At 74.2% G+C, this 15,662-nt stretch carries 16 protein-coding genes; 6 read left to right on the top strand and 10 right to left on the bottom strand.

The genetic code is table 11. The features are described 5' to 3' along the window. Positions 1-112 precede the first annotated feature (112 nt). The 3 genes from ABZX85_RS22145 to ABZX85_RS22135 all read right to left on the bottom strand — a co-directional run bounded on the left by ABZX85_RS22145 (position 113) and on the right by ABZX85_RS22135 (position 4,373). Positions 113-1,285 carry a winged helix DNA-binding domain-containing protein gene (locus ABZX85_RS22145; RefSeq protein ID WP_355871100.1) on the bottom strand — a complete coding sequence of 391 codons (1,173 nt, stop codon included), beginning with the start codon at positions 1,283-1,285 and terminating at the stop codon, positions 113-115. A gap of 255 nt (positions 1,286-1,540) precedes the next feature. Further along, positions 1,541-2,827 (bottom strand): MFS transporter, encoded by a 1,287-nt coding sequence (locus ABZX85_RS22140; protein ID WP_355871097.1) that lies wholly within the window; start codon positions 2,825-2,827, stop codon positions 1,541-1,543. A 166-nt stretch (positions 2,828-2,993) separates the two neighbouring features. After that, positions 2,994-4,373 carry a M20/M25/M40 family metallo-hydrolase gene (locus ABZX85_RS22135; RefSeq protein ID WP_355871094.1) on the bottom strand — a complete coding sequence of 460 codons (1,380 nt, stop codon included), beginning with the start codon at positions 4,371-4,373 and terminating at the stop codon, positions 2,994-2,996. A gap of 123 nt (positions 4,374-4,496) precedes the next feature. Between ABZX85_RS22135 and ABZX85_RS22130 the strand changes: the two genes are divergently transcribed. Further along, complete coding sequence (locus ABZX85_RS22130; protein ID WP_355871092.1) at positions 4,497-5,402, top strand: LysR family transcriptional regulator; 906 nt, start codon at positions 4,497-4,499, stop codon at positions 5,400-5,402. Between the two features lie 99 nt (positions 5,403-5,501). Beyond that, positions 5,502-6,149 (top strand): helix-turn-helix domain-containing protein, encoded by a 648-nt coding sequence (locus ABZX85_RS22125; RefSeq protein ID WP_355871089.1) that lies wholly within the window; start codon positions 5,502-5,504, stop codon positions 6,147-6,149. Positions 6,150-6,172: 23 nt separating this feature from the next. Here the strand turns inward: ABZX85_RS22125 and ABZX85_RS22120 are convergent, their stop codons facing one another. Continuing rightward, positions 6,173-7,471, bottom strand: coding sequence for a hypothetical protein (locus ABZX85_RS22120; protein ID WP_355871087.1), 1,299 nt, complete (start codon positions 7,469-7,471; stop codon positions 6,173-6,175). Positions 7,472-7,754: 283 nt separating this feature from the next. Between ABZX85_RS22120 and ABZX85_RS22115 the strand changes: the two genes are divergently transcribed. Next, positions 7,755-8,600, top strand: a complete 846-nt coding sequence (locus tag ABZX85_RS22115; protein ID WP_355871084.1) for an SDR family NAD(P)-dependent oxidoreductase — start codon at positions 7,755-7,757, stop codon at positions 8,598-8,600. A 19-nt stretch (positions 8,601-8,619) separates the two neighbouring features. Here the strand turns inward: ABZX85_RS22115 and ABZX85_RS22110 are convergent, their stop codons facing one another. Both ABZX85_RS22110 and ABZX85_RS22105 read right to left on the bottom strand, forming a co-directional pair. Next, positions 8,620-9,234 (bottom strand): TetR/AcrR family transcriptional regulator, encoded by a 615-nt coding sequence (locus tag ABZX85_RS22110; RefSeq protein WP_355871081.1) that lies wholly within the window; start codon positions 9,232-9,234, stop codon positions 8,620-8,622. Further along, complete coding sequence (locus tag ABZX85_RS22105) at positions 9,221-9,676, bottom strand: DUF1569 domain-containing protein (protein ID WP_355871078.1); 456 nt, start codon at positions 9,674-9,676, stop codon at positions 9,221-9,223. Before ABZX85_RS22105 ends, ABZX85_RS22110 begins: the two co-directional genes overlap by 14 nt. 57 nt (positions 9,677-9,733) lie before the next feature. Between ABZX85_RS22105 and ABZX85_RS22100 the strand changes: the two genes are divergently transcribed. Beyond that, positions 9,734-11,146, top strand: coding sequence for an aldehyde dehydrogenase family protein (locus tag ABZX85_RS22100; RefSeq protein ID WP_355871075.1), 1,413 nt, complete (start codon positions 9,734-9,736; stop codon positions 11,144-11,146). Here the strand turns inward: ABZX85_RS22100 and ABZX85_RS22095 are convergent. After that, positions 11,115-11,888, bottom strand: coding sequence for a hypothetical protein (locus ABZX85_RS22095; RefSeq protein WP_355871072.1), 774 nt, complete (start codon positions 11,886-11,888; stop codon positions 11,115-11,117). The genes ABZX85_RS22100 and ABZX85_RS22095 overlap by 32 nt on opposite strands. Before the next feature lie 110 nt (positions 11,889-11,998). Here ABZX85_RS22095 and ABZX85_RS22090 point away from each other — a divergent pair, with 110 nt between their 5' ends. Then, the gene (locus ABZX85_RS22090) at positions 11,999-12,412 is read left to right on the top strand and encodes a VOC family protein (protein WP_355871071.1); all 414 of its coding nucleotides are present in this window, start codon (positions 11,999-12,001) and stop codon (positions 12,410-12,412) included. Positions 12,413-12,417: 5 nt separating this feature from the next. Here ABZX85_RS22090 and ABZX85_RS22085 read toward each other — a convergent pair whose 3' ends face one another. From ABZX85_RS22085 to ABZX85_RS22075, 3 genes are all read right to left on the bottom strand, one after another. Beyond that, complete coding sequence (locus ABZX85_RS22085) at positions 12,418-12,879, bottom strand: VOC family protein (protein WP_355871068.1); 462 nt, start codon at positions 12,877-12,879, stop codon at positions 12,418-12,420. A gap of 98 nt (positions 12,880-12,977) precedes the next feature. Next, a complete protein-coding gene (locus ABZX85_RS22080; RefSeq protein WP_355871065.1) occupies positions 12,978-14,822 on the bottom strand; it encodes a transketolase in 1,845 nt (614 codons plus the stop codon). A 10-nt stretch (positions 14,823-14,832) separates the two neighbouring features. After that, the gene (locus ABZX85_RS22075; RefSeq protein WP_355871063.1) at positions 14,833-15,057 is read right to left on the bottom strand and encodes a DUF6458 family protein; all 225 of its coding nucleotides are present in this window, start codon (positions 15,055-15,057) and stop codon (positions 14,833-14,835) included. A gap of 184 nt (positions 15,058-15,241) precedes the next feature. On the opposite strand from ABZX85_RS22075, the gene ABZX85_RS22070 reads away from it, so the two are divergent. Beyond that, positions 15,242-15,661, top strand: coding sequence for a hypothetical protein (locus ABZX85_RS22070; protein WP_355871060.1), 420 nt, complete (start codon positions 15,242-15,244; stop codon positions 15,659-15,661). Position 15,662 lies beyond the last annotated feature (1 nt).

Below are 15,662 nucleotides of genomic sequence, written 5' to 3'. Positions count from 1 at the left end.
GCTGGGAACCTTATCGTTCACGTCTCGGGCGAAAGCGTGCTTCGCAGAATTCTCACCGGTCACGGGGGTCTTGCGCCATGCGGAGGGCAACCCCGTTTCGCGCCGGGGGACTTCAGGCGGTGCCGTCGTACAGGCGCCGTTCGAGGGGGATGCCGAAGCTCGGGCGGGTGCGGACGTCGCCGTAGAACGCGGCGAGGCGTTCGGTCTCGGCCTTGAGGCCGCTCCCGCTGACGTCGCGGTCGTAGAGGTGGGTGGCGATCTCGCCGTCCTGGCGCTGGGACCAGGCGCCGACGATCCTGCCGTCCCACCAGACCGTCGGCCCGATGTTGCCGTTGGTGTCGAACAGGTCGGCGGCGTGGGCGGGTTGGAGGTACCAGTCGCGCTGCCGCCAGCCCATCGAGGTGGGGTCGAGGGCTGGCAGCAGGGCGATACCGGGCTCGACGGGGGCGGGTGTTTCGAGGTCGGCGGGGAGGGCGTGGCCGGTGCCGTGGTCGAGGGCGACGGCCAGGGCGCCGGTCTCCGCGAGGGCCTTGCGGGTCTCGGTGAGGTTCCAGCCCGTCCACCATTTGACGTCCTCGGTGGTCGCCGGTCCGAACACCTCCAGGTACCGGGTGACGAGCGCCGCGCGGGCCTCGGCCGCCGGCAGCTCCGGGTACGGCTCGACCGGCCGCCAGCGGAACTGCGAGGACGCCCAACTCCCCAGCGGGCGCCCGCGCCTGATCCTGTTCTCGGCCGCCATGACGCCGAGGAACCGGTTCGCGATCTTCGGCCGCGCCTCGTACTTCTTGCCGGGCGCCTGCACGATGCGCTCGCTCAACTCGGGTACGGCGGCGGAGAGCTGGGCGGCCGTCGCCTCGCCGAGTCCGGTGAGCGCGTCGGCGACCACGCGTTCGACGGCCGTGAACCTGTCCTCGTCCCAGCCGAGTTGCTCGGCGAGCACCTTGAGGAGGTCCCGGCGCAGCCGGGCGGCGACCGGGCGGGCGGCTGCCGCGTCGACGACGGGGGCGAGGTCGCGGGGCACCACGAACACCGTGCGCCGCATGCACAACATCCGTACCAGCGTGCCGTCTTCGTACTGGGCCCGCTCCAACTCGCCCACGGACGGCTCGCTCTGCCGTGCCGCCGCCGAGAGGTACACGCTCGCCGGGTCCGTCGCGTGCAGGGCCAGCACGGAGCCGGCGGCCTCCTCGGGGGTGGCGGCGCGCAGGGCCGGGGTGAGGCGGTGACGGGTGGTCAGGAGGGCGCGGCGGTGGGCGTCGGTGATGCGGGGCAGGGGGGTGGTCATGGCGCCGGAGGATACCGGCAGGGCGGGGCGGCGGGTGAGCCGGTGGGGCCGGGGGCGTGGCCGGGGGCGGGGTCGGTGTGGGGCTGGCGTGCGGGGTCCGGTGGGTGGGGTCGGCGTGCGGGGTCCGAGTGCGGGGCCGGTGGGTGGGGTGCCTCTGCGGCCGGTCGGGCCCGCCCGGCGACAGCCGTGGGCCGGCCCGGCCGTGTGTCCCCGGCGCCGCGCCGGCCCGCGCGTCCTCGTGAGGTCGCCCCTCCCTCAGCGGATGCCTCCCACCCGCACCGCCGCGCCCAGCGCCGCCACGCTCAACAGTGCCGTCGCCAGCAGGTAGTAGCCCGGCGCCACCCCCGACCCCGTCGCCTGCGTGAGCGCGGCGGCGATCGTCGGGGTGAATCCGCCGAAGACCGCGACGGTCGTGTTGTAGCTGAACGACAGTCCGGTGGCCCGTGCGTGCGGCGGGAACGCGTCGGCCATCACCGACGGGAGCGTGCCGAAGTACAGGGCCTTGAGGAGGCCGAGGATCGTCGTGCACAGGGCGAGGGTCATGAACGAGGGGGCGGCGGTGAGCCACATGAACAGGGGCACCGCCGAGGCGCCGAGGAGCAGCGCGGCCGGAACCATCAGGCGCAGCCGCCCGTACCGGTCGCCGAGGAGACCGACCACGGGGGTGACGAAGGTGAGGACGGCCCCGGCGATGAGGAGGGCGGTGAAGGAGAGGGAGTCGTCGAGGCCGAGTTCGTCGATGCCGTACGTCGGGAGGTACTGGAGCATGAAGTTGACGGCCGTCGACACGACGAGGACTCCACCGGCGATCAGCAGGCCCCGCCAGTGGTCGCGGAACACCGTCACCATCGGGGACCTCTCCTGCGGCTCGCGGACGACCGCCGGGGACTCCTCGACGTACCGGCGGACGAAGTAGCCGACGGGGCCGATGAGCAGCCCGAAGACGAAGGGGACGCGCCAGCCCCAGGCGTCCATCTGCGAGGTGCTCAGGACGGCGGTGAGGCCGGCCGCGAACCCGGCGGCCATCAGCGTCGACAGCCCCTGGCTCGCGAACTGGAAGCTGCCGAGGAAGCTCTTGCGGCGCTCGTCCTGCTCGACGAGGAAGGAGGTCGCCGCCCCGAACTCGCCGCCCGCCGCGAACCCTTGGAGGAGCCGGGCGACGACGACGCCGACGGTCGCGGCGATGCCGAGGGTGCCGTGGCCGGGCATGACGGCCAGCATGAGCGTGCCGAGGACCATCAGCCGGATCGACAGCATCAGGGCCTTCTTGCGGCCGTGCCGGTCCGCGTAGGCGCCGAGCAGGAGTCCGCCGAGGGGGCGGATCAGGTAGGTGACACCGAACACGGCGTACGCCTGGACGAGTTGGACGCCGGGATCGTCGCCGGGGAAGAAGGTGCGGCCGATGTGGGCGGCCATCAGGGCGTAGACGGCGAGGTCGAACCATTCGAGGGCGTTGCCTATGGTCGCGGCGGCGACGGCTCTGGTGGTGGCGCGGGGGACGGGGGCGGGGGTCCGGGTGGGCTGGGGCGCGGGAGCGGTCATGGCGGGAGGTCCTTCCGGCGGGCCGAGGCGGGGAGGGGCTCGGGGTGGGGTGCGCGGGTGGGTGCGGGAGCCGGAGGTACTACGGGTATGACAGGGTCCGCCCGGTGGGGGCTACGGGTACTACGGGGGCCGCGCCCCGCACCGGGTACCGGGGGTATTACGGGTACTACGCGCGGACCGGGAGCGGATGGTCCGGTGTCGGGTGGCCGAGGGCGTGCAGGAGGCCCACGGTCAGGACGAGCCCTTCACGGGCGATGGACACGGGCAGGTGTTCGTCGGTGGCGTGCTGGCGGCAGCCGGGGTAGGAGTGCGGGAGCCAGAGCGTGGACAGGCCGAGGACGTCCCGGAAGACCGCGTTGGGCAGCCCGCCGCCGATGTTGGGGAGGACGGCGACGGGCCGCCCGGCGGCGCGGTCGAGGACGGGCCGGGCCCAGCTCACCCACGGGTCGTCGAGCGGCGTACGGCTCGCGGGGTACGTGCCGCGCGTGCTGACGTCGATCATCGAGTAGCCGTGGGAGCCGAGGTGCGCGGCGACGGCCGCGGCGGCGTTCTCCACGTCGGTGCCGGCGACGTGCCGCAGTTGGAGGACCGCGCGGGCCCGGCCGGGGATCGCGCCCACGGGCCGGTCGGTGTCCCCGGCGGAGATCGCGAGGACTTCGAGGGTGTTCCAGGCGTAGAGCCGTTCGGCGGGCGTCAGCCCCGGCTCGCCCCAGTGCGGGTCGGCGTCGACCTCGATCCCGGCGAGCGCCTCCCGCACCTCGTCCCCGACCGGCGGCGGCAGCAGTTCGGGGACGAGGATGCGGCCGTGCCCGTCGACGAGGGTGGCGATGGCCCCCGCGAGGGTGGTCGCCGGGTTGCGCAGGACACCGCCCCGGTTGCCGGAGTGGTGGGCGCCGGGCCGCAGATCGACGTCGAGCAGGAGCTGTACGCCGCCGCGCGCGCCGAGGAACAGCGTCGGCGTCAACTCGTCCAGGCGCGGCCCGTCGGAGCCGAGCAGGACGTCCGCCCGCAGCAACTCCCGCTGGGCGGCGGCGAATTCGGCGAGCCCCGGGGAGCCGATCTCCTCGCCGGGATCGAAGAGGAACGTCAGGTTGAAGCCGAGGGAGCCCTGTTCGGCGAGGAGCAGCCGCAGCGCGGCGAGGTTCACGAGGTGCTGGCCCTTGTTGTCGGCCGCGCCGCGCCCGTACCAGCGGTCGCCGTCGGCCGTGAGGGTCCACGGGTCGCGGTCCTCGCTCCACCGTCCGGCCATGCCCTCGACGACGTCGGCGTGGCCGTAGCACAGCAGGGTCGGCAGGGCGGGGTCCTCGACCCGGCGGCCGACCAGGAAGGGGCCGGCCGCCGGGGAGGGGTTCTCGTGCCGGGTGACCGTGCAGCCGAGGATCTCCAGCGCGGGGGTCAGCACCTCGGCGTGGTATGCCTCCAACGCAAGGCGACCCTCCGGGCGGGCACTCTCCGTGGCGTGGGCGACCATCGTCGCGAGCTCGGCGAAGAAGGCTCCGGAGTCGACAAACTCCTCGGCCGCGCGGGCGAGTTTCTCGGGGGTCACGGGCACGTCGCTCCAGCCGTTCGGAGAGGTGTGGCATCAGCAGAGTAGGGCGGTTCGCGGTCTGCGACCATTGCCGTTTGTGACGTCCCGCGTTCTCTTTTCGGCAACCCTCCGGAGGATTCGATGCAGGTGCAGATGCTGCCGCTGAACCTGGCGTACTTCCTCGAAGTCGCCCGAGCGGGTTCGGTGACGGAGGCCGCGCAGGGGCTCAGCGTCGCGCCGTCGGCGGTCAGCCGGCAGATCGCCCGGCTGGAGTCGGGGCTCGGGGTCGCGCTGTTCGTCCGGCATCCGCGCGGTATGACGCCGACCGAGGCGGGCCTTCGGCTGCTGGCCCACGCGCGCCGCACGGAGGCCGAATCGGCGGCGCTGGTCGAGGAGTTGAGGACGGGTGGGGACGCCGCGGCGCGGAGTGTGGCGATCGCCTGCTCGGAGGGGTTCGCGCAGCGCCTGGTGCCCCTCGCGGTCGCCGCGCTGCGCCGCGACCACCCCGACGTCTCCTTCCGCATCGACGTCGTCCAGCGCCAGGAGGCGACCCGCCGGGTCGTCGAGGGCCTCGCGGATCTCGCGGTCACCTACGCGATGGGGCCCCAGGCCGACGTACGCGTCGAGTGCGCGGTGGTCGTGCCGGTGACCGCGCTCGTCCCGTACGACCACGAGCTCGCCGGACGGGAGCGGATCGGCCTCGCCGAGCTGTGCGGGTATCCGCTGGCGCTGGCGAGTCCGGGGACCAGCCAGCGCGAGCTGTTCGACATCGGCGTACGCCTCGAAGGACTCACCGTCCGTCCGGCGCTGGTCTGCGACGCGCTCGCCCCGCAGTACGCGTTCGTCCGCGCGGGCGGCGGCATCGCCCTCGTCGGCGACCTGGGCGACCTCGACGACACCGGCCTCGCCCACGTCCGCGTGGACCATCCGGTGTTCCGCCAGCGCGAGGCGCAGGTACAGACGGCGGCGGCACGACGCCTGCCGTGGGCGGCGACACGCTGCGCACAACTCCTGACGGAGGCGCTGCTGGAGGCGCCGGGGGCCTAGGCCGAACCGGGTAACCGGAAATCGGTCGGAAGGTCCTTACCGGGGTGGGTTCCGGTCGTTAGCCTGAGCGGTCCCCAGCCCCCTTTCCCGAGGAGAACGGTGTCCGAGAGCGGCTTCACGCCCCCGAGTCCGCCGGACGCGCCGATGGGGGCAGCCTGCGACACCTCCCGTTCGGATGCCACGCGCAATCGGGAGCGGCTGCTGGACGCCGCGCGCCGGCTGATCGTCGCCCATGGCCCCGAGCACGTCACGATGCGGGAGGTCGCCTCGGCGGCGGGGGTCGGGAAGGGGACGCTGTTCCGGCGGTTCGGGGACCGGGACGGGCTGCTCCTCGCGCTCCTCGACGAGGCCGACGCGGACTTCATCGAGGCGTACTCGTGCGGTCCGCCCCCGCTGGGGCCCGGTGCGCCGCCCGGTGAGCGGCTGGTCGCGTTCGGGCACGCGCTCATCGACCGCACGGTCACCGAGGGCGACCTCGGTTCGGCCCTCGCCCGTGAGCTGCTGCCGGAGCTGCGCATCTGCTCCGGGTCGGGGCGGGCGTTCCATGCGCACGTCCGCGTCCTGCTGAGGGAGTCGGGGGTCGTCGGCGACCACGAGTTGCTGGCCCGCGCGCTCCTGTCGTTCCTGGCCTTCGAGGCGCTGGACCACCTGCCCGAGCACACGGTTCCGGTGACGCGGCTGCGCGCGGTGTGGGCGGACCTGGTGCGCCGGACGACCCGTCCGGAGGAGCCGCCGTACGGTGCGTGACACAGGCCCAGGGGCGTGCGTCCTCAGCGGGCTCGTGTCTCCCGGGCCCGTTCCAGGACCCCTCGCGCCGCCCGGTCGCGGCCGTGCGGGCGCAGCCCGGCCAGGAGCGTGTGCAGGCGGGTGTCGACGCGGGCGCTGGTGACGGCGGGGTGGAGGTCGAGGAACGTGTGGGCCGCCGCGCAGGCCCGGTCGAGGTGGCCGACGCCGAGGTGGGTCAGCGCCAGGTCCGCGAGGGTGATGGCCGTGGAGCGGCGCTCGTCCGGGGGCCGGTGCCGCAACGACGTCTCCAGGGCGCGTACGGTCGCCCGGTGGTCGCCTCGCGCGCGGTGGACGTACGCCTGTTGCAGGGCGAGCGCGCCGGGGTGGAACGCGCCGACCGGCAACTCGCCCGCGCCGCCCGCCCGTTCGAGGCACCGTTCGGCCTGGGCCAGCCGCACGAGGTAGCCGGGGTCACCGGACGCGGCCTGCGCGACCGCCAACTGGCCGAGGAAGAAGGCATGTTGCCGCGAGGGCGCGTACCGCACACCGACCCGTGCGGCCTCCTCCGCGAGGTCCCGTGCCCGGGCGGCGTACCCCAACTGGTGGGCCTGCACGCTCAGTCCGCGCAGCGCGACCGCCCGCCCGGCCCGGTCGCCCGCCTCCTCCGCCAGCCGCGCGGCGGCCCCGTACATCCGCTGGGCGAGCGCGTGCCGCCCGCCGTCGAACGCGACGAACCCGCACAGGTACGCCAACTGCGCGGCCACCTCGAACAGTTCACGCCGCACGCCGGGCGGCACGGCCGCGCGCAGCCAGGGCAGCACCACGGCGCCCAGGAACCTCCCGAGCGGCTCCCGCACGGCCCCGGACCCGAAGACGTCGTCGCTGCGGGAGAGGGCGGCGAGGAGCTGGCGCGCGGACTCGACGTGCGCCATGCCGACGCGGACGCCATCGGGCGCGTACGAGAAGGGAGTTGGACCGCTCCCCCCGTCGCCGGGCTCCCCCGGCGCGTACACGTCCCACCGCCCGGCCCGCTTCAGCGCCGCGTCGAGGAGTTCCGCCCCGCTCTCCCCCGGCACCCGGACGCCTGCCTGCGCGAGCCCGGCGTCGACCGCCCTCACCCGTCTGCCGATCCGGGCCGACAGCACCTGGGCCGCCAGCTCCGGTGCGGGGGGCCGGGGCCGGGTGCCGGACAGCCAGTGGGACACCGTCGTCCGGTCGTAGGTCAGGGTGAACCCCTGGGCGGCGCCCAGGGAGTTGACCTCGCGGGCGAGGCGCGCGCCGGACCAGCCGGCCTCGGCGAGGAGCGCGCGCAGGGCGCGGTTGGGTGTACGGAGTCGTCGCACGGTCACCCCCGGCGGACGGTTCAACGTCCGCTGCTGTTCAACACACCGGTCAGCGGTACGGCCGCCGCGCGGGGCCGGCGTCGTACAGGCTCAGGATGTGTCCGCGCGGGCGGTCTCTCGCAGTGCGCATCGACGGCGCGCGCGATGGTCCGCCGCGCCCTCTGCCGGGACGTGAGCGGCGCAGGACACGGGATGTCCCGACGCGCCTGCCGTGGCGCCCTCCCCCTCTGATCCGCGCCGCCCGAAGCCTCCCGCTCCCCCACTTCTCCGAGAGGACTCCCCCATGACCTCGTCCCTTGATCTCTTCCGTCTCGAAGGCGCCCGCGCGCTCGTCACCGGTGCCTCGCGGGGCATAGGCAAGGCGGTCGCGGTGGCGCTCGCCGACGCGGGGTGCGACCTCGCCGTGACCGCGCGGACGACGGCCGCGCTGGCGGACACCGTGCGGGCGGTGGAGGACCGGGGCCGCAAGGCGACGGCGCTGGCCGGGGACCTGGAGGCGGTGGGGGTCGCGGCGGAGCTGGTGGAGCGGGCGGCGCAGGCGCTCGGGGGGCTCGACGTCGTCGTGCACAACGCGGGCGTGACCCCGGCGGACGACGGCGGCGGGATGCTGCTCGTGCAGTTGCAGGACCTGCCCGAGCGGGCGTGGGACCGGGTGATCGCCGTCAACCTCGACGCGACGGCGGCGCTGTGCCGGACGGCCCACCCGTATCTCGCCGAGTCCGAGCGGGCCAGCCTGGTGCTGATGTCGTCGACGGCGGCGCTCCTCGGCGCCCCGCTCCTCGACTCGTACGCGGCGACGAAGGCGGCCCAGGTGTCGCTGGCCAGGAGTCTCGCGGTGGGCTGGGCGCGGCAGGGCATCCGGGTGAACGCGGTCTGCCCGGGGTGGACGCTGACGGACATGACGACGTTCGCGAGCGGGACGGACGCGCTGTCGGAGTGGCTGATGGGCCATGTCCCGCTGGGCCGGTGGGCGACGGTCGAGGAGATCACCGGCTCGGTCCTGTTCCTCGCCTCCCCCGCCGCCTCGTACGTCACGGGGCACGCGCTCGTCGTGGACGGCGGGGTGTCGGTCCCGGACGGCGGCCTGGCGGGCCACCCGAAGCCGCGCTCACCGCTCGCGGCACCCTGAGCCAGCCCGGCACCCGCCCTCAGCCGCCCACAGCCCGCAGCAGGAACGGCAGCAGCCGGTCCGCGACGCCCTCCGCGTCGTCCGGCTCCGTGGGCCGGGCGGTGAGCAGGAGGCGGCTGACCATCGGGCCGATGACGAAGTCCGCGACCAGGTCGGCGTCCCGGACGGGGGCGATCTCGCCGCGGTCGACGGCGCGTCGTACGACCTCCTCGACGCGGTCCCGCACGGGCCGCATGAAGGCGCCGGTGAGGGCCTCGGCGAGGGGGACGTTGTGGGCGGCCTCGCCGATGAGGGCGCGCAGGAGGCGGCCGTTCTCGCCGGTCAGGCCGGTGGCCTTGTCACGCAGGAGGAGGCGGAGGTCACCCTCCAGGGTGCCGGTGTCGGGGCGCTGCTCCAGGTCCTCGGTGAAGGCCGCCGCCGCCGCGAGGACCAGCTCCTCCTTGGAGGACCAGCGGCGGTAGAGCGTCGCGGTGGAGACGCCGGCGCGGGCGGCGACGGCGGCGGTGGTCAGGCCGCCGTACCCGTTCTCGGCGAGGACCGCGAGGGTCGCCTTGAGGAGGGCGCGGTCGCGGCCGGCGTCCCTGGGCCGACCGCGTCGGCCCGGGCGGGCGGGCGCCGGGTCAGTGACGGACACCGGTGAGGCCCGGGAGGTGTTCGGCGAGGTGGTAGGCGTGCAGGCGGGCGAACTCGTCGTGCGTGCAGGCGCCGTACGCGGGGTGGGGGGCGTGCGGGCCGGTGTGCTCGGTGAAGAGGGCGACGGCCGAGACGAGGTCGGCGGCGGCCTCGGCGACCGGGAGGTCGGCCCGCAGGGGTGGGGCGCCGTCTATCTCGGCGGCGAGGGAGTGCTTCGTCGCTCCGCGGCTCAGGAAGACCTTCTTGGCGAGGGCGCCCGCGGTGGCCCGGAACAGGGCGGGCTTGAGGCGGGGGTAGCCGGTGACCGAGTAGCGGACGGTCTGGGTGCAGTGCTGGAGGGTCTGGGAGAGGTTCCAGACGGCGTCGCGCTCCAGCAGGTCGCCCTCGGGGCGGTGGAGCTGTTCCAGGAGGCGGTCGGTGAGGTCGGGGAGGGCTGCGGTCATGGGACGAGGATACACATATACGAAACGAAACAATTTCGTTTCGTATACCCTGACGGTATGCGCCTCGACACCCACTCCATATCCGACGCCCCAGCCGCGCCGGACGCCGCCGCGACCGTCTCCCGGCTGCACGCCACGTTCGCGACCGGCCGCACCCGCCCCGCCGCCTGGCGCAGGGAGCAGCTCCGCGCGCTGCGCGGCCTGCTGATCGACCGCCAGAGCGAGCTCTCGGACGCGCTCCACACCGACCTCGGCAAGAGCCCCCTGGAGTCGTACCTCACCGAACTCGGCTTCGTCGTCAACGAGATCGACCACACGCTGCGCCACCTCGGCCGCTGGATGCGCCCGCGCCGCGTCGGCGTCCCGCTCTCGCTGGCCCCGGCCCGCGCCCGGACGGTGCGCGAGCCGCTCGGTACGGTGCTGATCGTCAGCCCCTGGAACTACCCCCTCCAGCTGGCGCTGGCCCCGCTCGTCGGCGCGCTCGCCGCGGGCAACTGCGCGGTCGTCAAGCCCAGTGAGCTGGCCCCGGCGACCTCGGCGGCGCTCGCGCACTGGCTGCCGAAGGTGCTGGACCCGGAGGCGGTGGCCGTCGTCGAGGGCGGGGTGCCGGAGACGACCGAGCTGCTGGAGCAGCGGTTCGACCACATCTTCTACACCGGCAACGGCGCGGTCGGCCGGATCGTGATGACCGCCGCCGCGCGTCATCTCACGCCGGTCACCCTGGAGCTGGGCGGGAAGTCCCCGGCGATCGTCGAGCCCGGCGCCGACCTCGCGACCGCCGCGCGGCGGATCGCCTGGGGGAAGTTCATGAACGCCGGGCAGACCTGTGTCGCCCCCGACTACGTCCTCGCGGTCGGGGAGGCCGGGGCCGAGATCGAGGGGCATCTCGCGGCGGCCGTCCGGGAGATGTACGGAGAGCGGCCCGCCGAGAGCGCGGACTACGGGCGGATCGTCAACGAGCGGCACTTCGAGCGGCTCACCGGGCTGCTCGGGGACGGGCGGACCGTCGTCGGCGGGGAGAGCGACAAGGAGTCGCTGTTCATCGCGCCGACCGTCCTCGCCGACGTCTCGCCCGAGTCGGGGGTCATGCGGGAGGAGATCTTCGGGCCGGTCCTGCCGATCGTGCGGGTGCCCGACCTCGACGCGGCGATCTCCTTCGTCACCGGGCGGGACAAGCCGCTCGCGCTGTACGCGTTCGTCGGGTCCTCGCGGTCCAAGAAGCGGATCGAGGCCGAGACGTCCTCCGGGGCGCTGGCCTTCGGGGTGCCCAACGCCCATCTGACCGTCCCCGGGCTGCCGTTCGGCGGGGTCGGGGAGAGCGGGGTGGGGCGGTACCACGGGGCGCACTCCATCGACACGTTCAGCCACCACAAGGCGGTGCTGGACAAGCCGCTCCTGCTCGACCCGCTGCGGGTGGCCTACCCGCCGTTCACGCAGGTCAAGGAGCGGATTCTGCGGCGACTGGTGTGACATCCCCGCCCTCCCAGGGGACTTCGCGGCCGAACGTGGAGCCGAGGAGGCGGACGAGGTTCCAGTGGTCGTCCCCGGTGGCCTCGGGTGTGTCGAGGAGGAGGCGGGCGGGCGGGAAGGGGTGAGCGGGGCGGAGGCGGGTGAGGGCGAGGAGGTGGGCGCGGGCCGCGTCGAGCGCGGCGGGGTCCGCTTCGTCGCCCGCCGCGAACCCGGCAGCCGCCGGTGCGTCTCCTCCCACGGGGACGGCAGCCCCCGCCGCCCCGCCCGCCGTCTCGAACGCCGCCAGCGCCCCCGTCAGCGCCGGTACGAACGACCCCTCCTCCTCGCCCTCCCACAGCCCCGCTATCTCGTCCAGCTCGATCGTCACGTACGCGCCCGGCGCTCTCTCCACCGCCTCGCGCAGGAGCGCCGCGTGGGCGTCGAGGGGGATCTCGGCCGGGAAGAGGCGGGCCAGCGCGGGGAGGGCCGCGTCGAGCCGGGCGAGGGCGCGGGACTTGGGGGCGAGCGGGGCCGTCGCCTCGATCACGTCGTCCTCGTCGGCGTCGTCCCCGTCGTCGGCGTCCTCCTCGAACGTGAAGACCTCGGTCACCAGGTCGTCCGGGCGGAACATGGCCAGCCACAGCAGGGGGACGGCCTGGGCGTCGGTGGCGATGACCCCGGTGCGCGGGTCGAAGCCGCCGGCCTGGCTCGACGGGTAGAGCACGGGCTGGTCGCAGGAGCAGAGGTACGACGAGTTCGGCATGCGGCCCAAGCTAACCGCCGCCACTGACAACGGGCCCCGGACCGACGTCGGCGGGCCGTTGTCAGTGGGTCGCGTTACGGTGCGGACAACCGCACTTCCTGGAGGCTCCCATGGCTTCTCGACTCAATCCGTACCTCACGTTCACCGGCGAGGCCCGTCAGGCACTGGAGTTCTACGAGCAGGTCTTCGGCGGCACGCTCTCGCTGAACACGTACGGCTCCTTCGGCCAGGAGGCCGGCCCCGATTTCACCGACAAGATCATGCACGGCATGCTGGAGACCCCCGCCGGCTTCACACTGATGGCCGCCGACTCCCCGCCCGGCATGCCCGGGCCCGCCGAGCACCGCTACTCCATCAGCCTCAGCGGTGACGACGACGCGGAGCTGCGCGGCTGGTGGGAGCGGCTCTCCGCCGACGGCACGGTCTCCGTCCCCCTCGACAAGCAGATGTGGGGCGACGTCTTCGGCATGTGCACGGACCGGTTCGGGGTGCCGTGGATGGTGAACATCACCGCCGCGAGCTGACACCTCTAATCGAGGCAGAACTCGTTGCCCTCGGGGTCGGCCATGACCAGGAAGCCACCGCTCAGCGGAGGTTGGCCGGGGTCACGGCGCAGGACGGTCGCGCCGAGGGCGACGAGACGCGCGGCCTCGGCCTCCAGGGCGACCGTCCGGGCGTCGTCCGTGAGGCCGGGGGCGGCGCGGATGTCGAGGTGGACCCGGTTCTTCGCGGTCTTCCCCTCAGGGACCCGCTGGAAGAAGACCCGGGGCCCCTGCCCCTCCGGGTCCTCGATGGCGGCCTTCGACTCCCACTCCGCCTCGGGAACCCCGACCTTCCCCAGGAACTCGTGCCACGCCGCCCACACATCGGCCCCGTCGGCAAGCTCCACCCCAGGCGGCGCCGGCGTGACATACCCGAGCGCCTCACGCCAGAACTCCGAGAGGGCGCGCGGCTCATGGGCATCGAAGGTGATCTGGACGTGACGGCTCACGGGGTACTCCATCCGTACGGTCGACCGGCTCTCCGACCACTCTGACACCGATCTAGGACAGAAGCCGACCTAGATACGACGACGGGCAGCCGCCCGCTTCACGGCACCACCACCTTCCCGGCCAGTGGCATCACCGCCGCCGCGACAGCCGCCGCGTCGATCCCGGCCCCCCTCATCTGCTCCTCCGGCGAAGCCGACCCCGGCATCCCCCGCACCGCGAGCCGCACCAGCCTCGGCTGCGGCCCCCCGTCGGCGAAGGCGGCGGCGACCGCGTCGCCGAGGCCCCCCTCGGGCCGATGGTCCTCGACGGTCAGCAGACACCCGGTGTCCACGGCCGCCGCCCTGAGCACCACCTCGTCCACGGGTTTCACGGAGTACATGTCGACCACTCTCACCGCGACCCCCACCTCCTCCAGCGCCTCCGCCGCCCTCAGCGCCTCGTGGACAGTGGCCCCGGCACCGATCACCGTCACCCGGTCGTCGGGCCCCGACCGCAGCACCTTCGACCCGCCGACCGGGAACTCCTCGTCGGGCCCGTACAGCACCGGCATCGGTGAACGGCACGTCCGCAGATACCCGATCCCGGGCAGCGCGGCCATCTCCCGCACCAGGCGGGCCGTCTGATGCGCGTCGCACGGATGCAGGACCGTCGACCCGTGCACGGCACGCATCATCGCCAGATCCTCAAGCCCCATCTGAGACGGCCCGTCCTGCCCGATCGAGACCCCCGCGTGCGACCCGCACAGCTGGACCGCGAGCCCCCCGACGGCCGCCATCCGCACGAAGTCGTGCGCCCGCGTCAGGAACGCGGCGAACGTCGCCGCGAACGGCACGAACCCGCGCGCCCGCAACCCCATGGCCCCGGCGACGAGTTGCTGTTCGGCGATGTAGCACTCGAAGTACCGCTCGGGGTGCGCCTCGGCGAACGCCTCCGCCTTGGTGGAGTCCCCCACCTCCCCGTCCAGCACGACGACGTCGTCCCGTTCGGAGCCGAGCGCGGCGAGGGCATCCCCGAAGGCGGCCCGGGTGGCGACCAGGTCGCCGACCTCGTAGGACGGCCAGGGCACCTTCCGCGGCTCGGGCCGCTCTCCGGGCCTGCTCCCGGCGGGCAGCGCCACCCCGATCCGCGCGGACCGCACTCCGCCGAGTTCCCCGACCGCCCGCTCGGCGTCGGGCAGCGGCTTGCCGTGGAACCCCTCCTTGTCCTCGACCGCGGCGACGCCCTTGCCCTTGAGGGTGCGGGCCAGCACGGCGGTCGGCCGGCCCCGGATCGACGCGGCCTCGCGGTAGGCGGCGTCGACGGCGGCGACGTCATGGCCGTCCACGGTGACCGTGTGCCAGCCGAACGCGGCGAGCCTGGCGGCGTACGCGTCGAGGTCCCAGCCGTGCCGGGTCGGACCGCGCTGTCCCAGGCGGTTGACGTCGACGATCAGGGTGAGGTTCGCGAGCCGCTCGTGCCCGGCGTGCTCGACGGCCTCCCACACCGAGCCCTCGGCCAGCTCGCCGTCCCCGCACAGCACCCACACGCGGTACGGCAGCCGCTCCAGCCGCGCGCCGGCGAGGGCCATGCCGACGCCGACGGGCAGGCCCTGGCCGAGGGAACCGGTGGCGGTGTCCACCCACGGCAGCCGTGGCGTGGGGTGCCCCTCCAGACGGCTGCCCTCACGGCGGAAGCCGAGGAGTTCGGTGTCGTCCACGACTCCGGCCGCCCGGTACATCGCGTACAGCAGGGGTGAGGCGTGGCCCTTGGAGAGGATCAGCCGGTCGTTGCCCGGGTGGGCGGGGTGCGCGAAGTCGTAGCGCAGGTGGTGGGCCAGGAGGACCGCGCCGAGGTCCGCCGCCGACATCGACGAGGTCGGGTGTCCCGAGCCCGCCGCCTGCGCGGCGCGCACCGCGTCGACCCTCAACTGCTGTCCCAGTTCGGCCAGTTCTTCGTACCGCATGCGGGATTCCTCACTCGTACGGGCGGGTGTCGCGGTCGTCGACGAGCGGGCTCGACGGCGGGACGATCAGCCGCCTGCGGCGGGCGATGCTCGCGAAGGTGACCGTGCCGATCAGGCCGACGGCCATGAGAATCACCCCGATCAGATCGAGGTCGGCGCCCTCCACCTGCCAGTCCGTGGCGAACGTGAGGATCGCTCCTACGGCGATCAGGGCGAGGCATCCTCCCAGTCCCATGGGTCCTGCTCCTTCCCTCCGGCACGCGTCACCGGAAGCCCCCCGGGTACCCGCGCCCCGCGCCCCGACACCGGGAAACACGCGGGCTCGGCGGCGAGGAGCAGCACGCCCTGCCCCTGACCTGCATGTTCATCCCGGGCGGTCCACCGCGTTACGGCCCTTTCCCCAGGGGTACCCGGCGCCCATGAAACACACGGACCGTCCCGAACACCCCGCAGACCCCGCACCCGGGGAACCGACCGAGACGCCCGGGAAACGGACGGGCGGACGGCACCGCAAGGCGGCGCTGTCCGGTGCCCCCGTCCTGTACGCGGGCGCGGCGCTCACGCTCCTCCTCGCGCTGACTCTCGCCCGGACCTTCTCCGCCTGGGCGGCGGCCCTGCTCATCGCGGCGGCCCTCACCGTGGCCGCCCGCCTCCTGCACCGCTCGGCCCGCCCCCACCCCCCGACGACCGCCCCGGGCCCCGAGGCCGGACTCCGCGCCTTGCACCGCGAGGACGCCCTGCGCGGCCCCATGCCGACCGGCGGCCCCGGCACCCAGACCCCCACGGTCACCACGCCCCAGCCGGAATCCACCCCCGACCCCCGCCAACGCCCGATCTGAC

It is taken from the genome of Streptomyces sp. NPDC004539 (assembly GCF_040610055.1).
Classification (GTDB): domain Bacteria; phylum Actinomycetota; class Actinomycetes; order Streptomycetales; family Streptomycetaceae; genus Streptomyces.
Note: the sequence above shows the minus strand (reverse complement) of the source record. Positions and strands in the feature narration are given on the sequence as shown.